General features: G+C 34.9%; 8 protein-coding genes and 1 tRNA gene. 7 read left to right on the forward strand and 2 right to left on the reverse strand.

Annotated features, from left to right (window positions below; all coding sequences use genetic code 11):
• Positions 1-6: 6 nt before the first annotated feature.
• The 7 genes from EIG86_RS14000 to EIG86_RS14030 all read left to right on the forward strand — a co-directional run bounded on the left by EIG86_RS14000 (position 7) and on the right by EIG86_RS14030 (position 6040).
• Positions 7-1170, forward strand: coding sequence for an NADH:ubiquinone reductase (Na(+)-transporting) subunit B (locus tag EIG86_RS14000; RefSeq protein ID WP_127846808.1), 1164 nt, complete (start codon positions 7-9; stop codon positions 1168-1170).
• Between the two features lies 1 nt (position 1171).
• Positions 1172-1930 carry an NADH:ubiquinone reductase (Na(+)-transporting) subunit C gene (gene nqrC / locus EIG86_RS14005; protein ID WP_127846809.1) on the forward strand — a complete coding sequence of 253 codons (759 nt, stop codon included), beginning with the start codon at positions 1172-1174 and terminating at the stop codon, positions 1928-1930.
• A 2-nt stretch (positions 1931-1932) separates the two neighbouring features.
• A complete protein-coding gene (locus tag EIG86_RS14010; RefSeq protein WP_127846810.1) occupies positions 1933-2682 on the forward strand; it encodes an NADH:ubiquinone reductase (Na(+)-transporting) subunit D in 750 nt (249 codons plus the stop codon).
• A gap of 21 nt (positions 2683-2703) precedes the next feature.
• Complete coding sequence (gene nqrE, locus EIG86_RS14015; RefSeq protein WP_127846811.1) at positions 2704-3318, forward strand: NADH:ubiquinone reductase (Na(+)-transporting) subunit E; 615 nt, start codon at positions 2704-2706, stop codon at positions 3316-3318.
• Between the two features lie 10 nt (positions 3319-3328).
• Positions 3329-4618, forward strand: a complete 1290-nt coding sequence (gene nqrF / locus EIG86_RS14020; RefSeq protein ID WP_127846812.1) for an NADH:ubiquinone reductase (Na(+)-transporting) subunit F — start codon at positions 3329-3331, stop codon at positions 4616-4618.
• Between the two features lie 64 nt (positions 4619-4682).
• On the forward strand, positions 4683-5042 hold the full coding sequence (locus tag EIG86_RS14025) for a Na(+)-translocating NADH-quinone reductase subunit F (RefSeq protein ID WP_127846813.1): 360 nt from the start codon (positions 4683-4685) through the stop codon (positions 5040-5042).
• Positions 5039-6040, forward strand: coding sequence for an FAD:protein FMN transferase (locus EIG86_RS14030; protein WP_127846814.1), 1002 nt, complete (start codon positions 5039-5041; stop codon positions 6038-6040). Before EIG86_RS14025 ends, EIG86_RS14030 begins: the two co-directional genes overlap by 4 nt.
• On the opposite strand, the gene EIG86_RS14035 is transcribed toward EIG86_RS14030, so the two are convergent.
• Both EIG86_RS14035 and EIG86_RS14040 read right to left on the reverse strand, forming a co-directional pair.
• Positions 6041-6808: a class I SAM-dependent methyltransferase gene (locus EIG86_RS14035; protein ID WP_127846815.1), complete on the reverse strand. Its 768-nt coding sequence runs from the start codon at positions 6806-6808 to the stop codon at positions 6041-6043.
• Positions 6809-6832: 24 nt separating this feature from the next.
• Positions 6833-6916: transfer RNA gene (locus EIG86_RS14040), tRNA-Leu, on the reverse strand.
• Between the last annotated feature and the right edge of the window lie 142 nt (positions 6917-7058).

Below are 7058 nucleotides of genomic sequence, written 5' to 3' on the forward strand. Positions count from 1 at the left end.
TTGACTATGAATTGGATTAGAAAAAAAATTGACAAAATTAAGGAGCCATTTGAGCCTGGCAATAAATTAGAAAAATATAGGCCGGCTGTAAATGCATTAGACACATTTCTATTTGTGCCAGATCATACCACCAAAAAAGGTGCACATATCAGAGATGCTGTAGATTTAAAAAGAACAATGATTACTGTTGTGCTTGCTTTGATTCCAGCATTGATTTTTGGAATGTGGAATGCAGGTTATCAGCATTTTACACAGTTAGGAGAAAACCCAGCATTTATTGAAGCATTCTTACACGGTGCATACAAAATTGTACCGATGATTATCGTGTCTTATGGCGTAGGTCTAGGATTAGAATTTGCTTTCGCTATTATGCGTGGTCACGAAGTCAATGAAGGTTATTTGGTGACAGGTTTGCTTATCCCAATGATTATGCCTGTAGATATACCACTTTGGATGGTAGCTCTTTCTGTAATTTTTGCAGTATTAATTGGTAAAGAAGCTTTTGGAGGAACAGGAATGAACATTTTGAATCCAGCTCTTACAGCTCGTGCTTTTGCATTTTTTGCTTACCCAACATACATGTCTGGTAACAAAATTTGGGTTAGTGAAGCTTCAAATGTAGATAGCATTTCTGGGGAAACCATTCTTGGAACTTTAGCGGCTAATAAAGAAGTAGAATACAATGTTGCTGAAATGTTTACGGGTGTTATTCCGGGATCAATTTCAGAAACTTCAACTTTATGCATTTTAGTCGGTGCTTTACTACTAATTTTAACCAAAGTTGGGAGTTGGCGAATTATCGTTAGCGGCTTTATTGGTGCAGCCTTGATGGGTTTAATCTTTAATGCATTGAATATTGAAGGAAATGGTTTGACTAATTTTCCTTGGTATCAGCATTTAGTTGTTGGAGGTTTAGCATTTGGTATTGTCTTTATGGCAACAGACCCTGTGAGTGCTTCGCAAACAATGAAAGGAAAATGGATTTATGGATTCTTGATAGGTTTGTTTGGTATAATGATACGGGTTTTCAACCCAGCCTATCCCGAGGGAATTATGCTTGCTATTTTGTTGTTGAATGTATTTGCACCAACAATTGATTATTATGTGATTCAGGGCAACATAAAAAATCGTCAAAAGAGATTAAAATTGAAATCAGTTAAATCAGCTTAAAATGGATAAAAATAGTAACGCTTATACATTTATATTTGCTATAGCAATGGTTATTGTTGTTGCTGTGACACTTTCTTTTACAGCAACTTCCTTGCAACCAATGCAAGCTGAAAATGTGCGTCAAGAAAAAATGCAAAGTATACTTTCAACATTTGTTGGAGATTCTGTCACTATTGATGGTCAAAAACAAGAATTATCAAGATCGGTAGCTTCAAAAATATACGACGATTTCATTCTTGAAGAATTGACATTAGATAATAAAGGTGATTTGAAAGAAGGTGAAAACGCCTTTCAAGTGAACTTAGCGAAGCAATTATCTTTGGAAGAAGACAAACAAACTTTCCCGCTTTATGTTGCTGAATTTGAAGGTAGTAGATTTTATGTTGTACCTTTAAGAGGAACAGGACTTTGGGATGCTATCTGGGGTTACGTGGCTTTAAAAGAAGATGCAAATACTATAGAAGGTGTTATTTTCGACCATAAAGGTGAAACTGCCGGATTAGGTGCAGAAATTACTACAGATTGGTTTCAGGAAAGATTTGTAAATGAACAAATTTACAATGAATCTGGCGAGATAGTTGGTGTTGAAGTTGTGAAAGGCTATGGCGGTGGAGACAATAAAGATGACAATAAAGTAGATGCTATTTCTGGCGCTACTATTACTGGTGATGGTGTTTCCAAAATGATGGAAAATAGATTGAAACATTATAAGCCGTATTTTGAGAAAGTTAAAAAATCAGGTAAAGTTGCAACGCGTTAATTATGGAAGATAAAAAGATAAAGAACAGCGAAGAAAATAAGTCTGAGAAAAAGAAAGAAATGATTATGTTTCTTTCTAGTTCAGAAGAAAAAGAACACTTTTTATCTAAGGCTAATAGAAAAATTCTTTCAGACCCTTTAGATGATAATAACCCGATTACTGTTCAAGTTTTAGGTATTTGTTCTGCATTGGCAATTACAGTTCAGTTAAGACCTGCAATTGTAATGTCGTTGGCAGTTGTGTTTGTAATGGCATTTAGTAATGTTATTATTTCATTGTTAAGAAATTCCATTCCTAGCCGAATCAGAATTATAGTTCAGTTGGTTGTTGTTGCTGCAATGGTAATTTTAGTCGATCAAATTCTGAAAGCTTATGCGTTTGACGTTAGTAAACAATTATCCATATTTATTGGATTAATTATTACAAACTGTATTATTATGGGTCGTTTGGAAGCTTTCGCTCTAGGAAATGGTGTTTATAAGTCTTTCCTTGATGGTATTGGAAATGCTGCTGGATACGGTTTGATTTTAATAATTATCGCCTTTTTTAGAGAGCTTTTTGGCTCTGGAAAATTGTTAGGTTATGAAGTACTTGGACACAAAGGTGCAACGCTAGCAGAATCGACAGGTCTTTACGCTTTAGGTTATGAGAATAATGGTTTCTTCTTGCTTTCGCCTATGGCACTTATAGTTGTTGGAGTAATTATTTGGGTACAAAGAGCTAGAAATAGAAAATTAGTTGAAGAAAATTAAAATATTTAAACCTTACTATTAATGGATTTAATAAACTTATTTGTAAAAAGCATTTTCATTGAAAATATGATTTTTGCTTACTTTTTGGGGATGTGCTCTTACTTAGCTGTTTCTAAAACTGTTAAAACCGCTGTTGGACTTGGAGCTGCTGTTGTTTTTGTATTGCTTATTACAGTTCCTGTGAATTATTTATTAGACAATTATTTACTACAACCTGGTGCATTATCTTGGTTGGGTGCTGAATTTGCTGAGGTAGATTTGAGCTTTTTGAGCTTTATAATGTTTATTGCGGTAATTGCTTCAATGGTACAATTAGTTGAAATGATAGTAGAAAAATTTGCTCCAGCACTATATGGCTCTTTAGGTATTTTCTTACCACTAATTGCCGTTAACTGTGCTATTTTAGGAGGATCTTTATTCATGCAGCAAAAAGATTTCGATGGTATTGAAGGTGCAGCAGTTTATGGACTTGGAAGTGGTGTAGGTTGGTTTTTAGCTATTCTAGCAATCGCTGCCATTAGAGAGAAAATAGCCTATTCTAACGTGCCAGCACCGCTTAAAGGTTTGGGAATTACATTTATTATTACCGGCTTGATGGCAATTGGCTTTATGAGTTTCATGGGAATTAAATTATAAATAAAAAATTATGACAGTTATATTAGCGAGTGTAGCAGTTTTCTTAACTCTAATTTTGTTATTGGTAATCATTTTGTTGACTGCCAAGTCAAAATTATCGCCATCTGGGCCAGTTAAGATAAATGTGAACGAAGAAAAAGATTTGGAAGTTGGGTCTGGATCTACCTTATTAAATACTTTAAGTGATAATAAACTATTCTTACCTTCAGCTTGCGGTGGAGGTGGAACTTGTATTCAATGTAAGTGTATTGTGAAAGACGGTGGTGGTGCTATTCTACCAACAGAAGAACCTCACTTTACAAGAAAAGAAATTGCTGAAGGCTGGAGATTAGGTTGTCAGGTTAAAGTCAAACAAGACATGAAAATCGAAATTCCTGAAGAAGTTTTCGGAATTAAAAAATGGGAAGCAACAGTCGCTTCTAACTATAATGTTGCTTCTTTTATCAAGGAATTTATTGTTGAAATTCCAGAAGATATGGACTATAAAGCTGGCGGTTATATTCAAATTGAAGTGCCACCATGCCAGGTAAAGTTTGAAGATATGGACATCACTGCCCATCCTGAAGAACATCCTGATCAAAAAGATAAATTTAAAGAAGAGTGGGACAAATTTAAATTATGGCCACTCGTTATGAAAAATACGGAAACTGTAGAAAGAGCATATTCTATGGCTTCCTACCCAGCAGAAGGAAGAAGAGTAATGCTTAACGTTCGTATTGCTACGCCTCCTTTCGACCGAGATAAAGGCGACTGGATGAGTGTTAATCCTGGAATTGCTTCTTCTTATATTTTTAATTGTAAAGCTGGTGACAAAGTTACGATTTCAGGACCTTATGGTGAATTCTTCATCAACGAAAGCGAAGCAGAAATGCTTTATGTTGGTGGTGGTGCAGGAATGGCGCCGATGCGTTCTCATTTATACCACTTGTTCAGAACTTTGAAAACTGGACGTAAAGTAACATTCTGGTACGGTGGTCGTTCAAAAAGAGAATTATTCTACATTGATCATTTCAGAGCGCTAGAAAAAGATTTTCCTAATTTCAAATTCTATTTAGCACTTTCTGAGCCAATGGAAGAAGACAATTGGAAAGAAAAGAAAAGTATAGATGATGAAGGTGACGGATTCGTTGGCTTCATTCACCAATGTGTAATCGATAATTACCTGAATCATCACGAAGAACCTGAAGATATTGAATTATATTTCTGTGGTCCTCCATTGATGAACCAAGCTGTTCAGAAAATGGGTGAAGATTTCGGAATTCCTGATGAAAATATCAGATTCGATGACTTTGGAGGTTAAAATATTTTTTACTTAAACTTACAAACCCAAGTATTCTATGCTTGGGTTTTTTTATATTTGAATGATGAGTATTTTAAATGAACAACAATTACATAACCTTGCCATGAATGTCGTTGGCGAAGATCTTGAATCTTTGGGTTATGAGTTTTTAGCGGTCAATAGCAAAATTGGAAAGAATCCTCAGTTCGTTGCAACAAAATCTGGAAAATTGATTTTTGTGGTTGTTAAGGCCATAAAATATCCTGAAAATCCTGTGTTATATGACGAAAAATTACTTTTGAAAATTAGTAATCACGGCCAAAAATTTAAAGCTAAAACTTTTTATGCTGGCGTTGGTTTAGCAAATTCTATAGATTATCAACTTCCAGTAGATTCCGATGAAAACTATGTAATGAATTATACTGGCTTAATTGAAATCAAATGAAATACATCTTACCTATATTAATATTTTTCTTGATCAGTTGTCAAGAAGAGAACAATGAATATAAAGTTTTACAAGGAAATGCTTTTGGTACCACTTACGGAATTCAGTTTTTTTCAGATGCTAAAGCAATTAATGAAAAATCCATAGACTCTATTTTTGATAAGTTAAATCAATCGATGAGTACGTATATCACTTATTCAGATATTTCAAAAATAAATTCTGGCTATGAAAACATTAAAGTAGATGATGCGTTTTTAGAAGTTTTTAATTCTGCTAAAAAGATTTATAATGAATCTGAAGGCTATTTTGACCCCACAGTTGGACTTTTAGTAAATGCATACGGTTTTGGTCCTGAAGGCTATGATGAGAACTTTACAAAGACAGAACTAGACTCATTGATGACGTATGTCGGATTCGACAAACTTAGAATTCAAAATCGTCAAGTACTTTCTACCAAGCCACACTTTTATATTGATTTCAATGCTATCGCAAAAGGTTATGCGGTTGATCGTGTTGCTATTTTTTTGGAACAAAATGGAATCGAGAATTACTTAGTTGAAATTGGTGGAGAAGTCCGAGTTAAAGGTAAAAATAAGCGTACTGATCAACTATGGAAACTTGGCATCGACATGCCTACCGAAAATGATGAGCGCATTCTTAAATATGCGACTGAACTCAGTAACGAAGCCCTAGCGACTTCGGGAAATTATAGGAAATTCAGAATAGATTCTGCTACTGGAAACAAATTTGTACACACCATAAATCCGAAAACGGGTTTAGCGAAAAAAAGTAATATTTTATCGGCTTCAATAATCGCAAAAACCTGTATGGAAGCAGATGCTTATGCAACGGCTTGCATGGCAATGGGTTTTTCAAAAGCTAAAATTATGGTCGAATCTCTCGAAGAAATTGATGCTTTTTTTATTTATATCAATGATGAAGGCGAACAAAAAACGTTTTCAACAAAGGGCTTTCAAGAAAAATTAATTGAACTCTAATTAGTTTTTAAAACAAACCGGAATAATTTCTCCTTTAGATAGACGATAACGGTCGATATTTTCTTCGCTCATTTTTGAAGTGTAGTCAACTTCTTCAACCTCAAAACCAATAGAGCGAAGTTTGTCAAAATAATCTCGACCGTAGATTCTGACGTGATCGTACTGACCAAAGATTTTGGCTCTCTTTTTTGGGTCTTTAATGCTGTTGTCTTCAAAAGTTTTAGTCCTACTTAAATCCTGTGGAATTTGCAAAATAGCCATGCCGCCAGGTTTCAGAATACGGTAAATTTCTTGCATAGCTTTGGTGTCGTCCTGAATATGCTCCAAAACATGATTGCAGATTACGACATCATAAATATTATTCTGAAAAGGTAAATCACATATATCTGCTTTCACATCTGCAATAGGAGAATTCAAGTCAGTGGTGGTGTAATCTAGATTTTCTTGTTTTCTAAATCGCTTATAAAAGGCTTGCTCAGGAGCGAAATGTAAAACTTTAAGTGGTTTAATAAAGAAATCGGTTTCATTCTGAAGAAATAGCCAAAGTAACCGATGACGTTCTAATGAAAGGGTAGAAGGACTCAAAACATTGGGGCGTTGTTCGCCATAACCGTAAGGCAAAAATTTAGAAAAACGCTTGCCATCAATAGGATCTTCATAAGTATTTCCGCTGTAGATAAAAACTAAAAGCGGTCGAATAAGAAAGCTGATTTTAATGAGAAAAGGTCTCGGAACCGAGTTTAGAATAAATTTGAAGATTTTTTTCACATGAAATAATTTATTCTTTAAAAGTGCCCAGAGCGGGAGTCGAACCCGCACGCCCTAATGGACACATGGCCCTCAACCATGCCTGTCTACCAATTCCAGCACCTGGGCAAATTATAGATGCAAATATAATTTCAAAATAGAAATTAAACTTAGTTTTTCGTAAGAATTTGAAAACTGAATAGAATTGAAAAAGTGATCTGGCTGGGGCTCGAACCCAGGACCCTCTCCTTAAAAGGGAGATGCTCTACCA

The organism is Psychroflexus aestuariivivens, from assembly GCF_004010055.1.
Taxonomy (GTDB): Bacteria; Bacteroidota; Bacteroidia; order Flavobacteriales; family Flavobacteriaceae; genus Psychroflexus; species Psychroflexus aestuariivivens.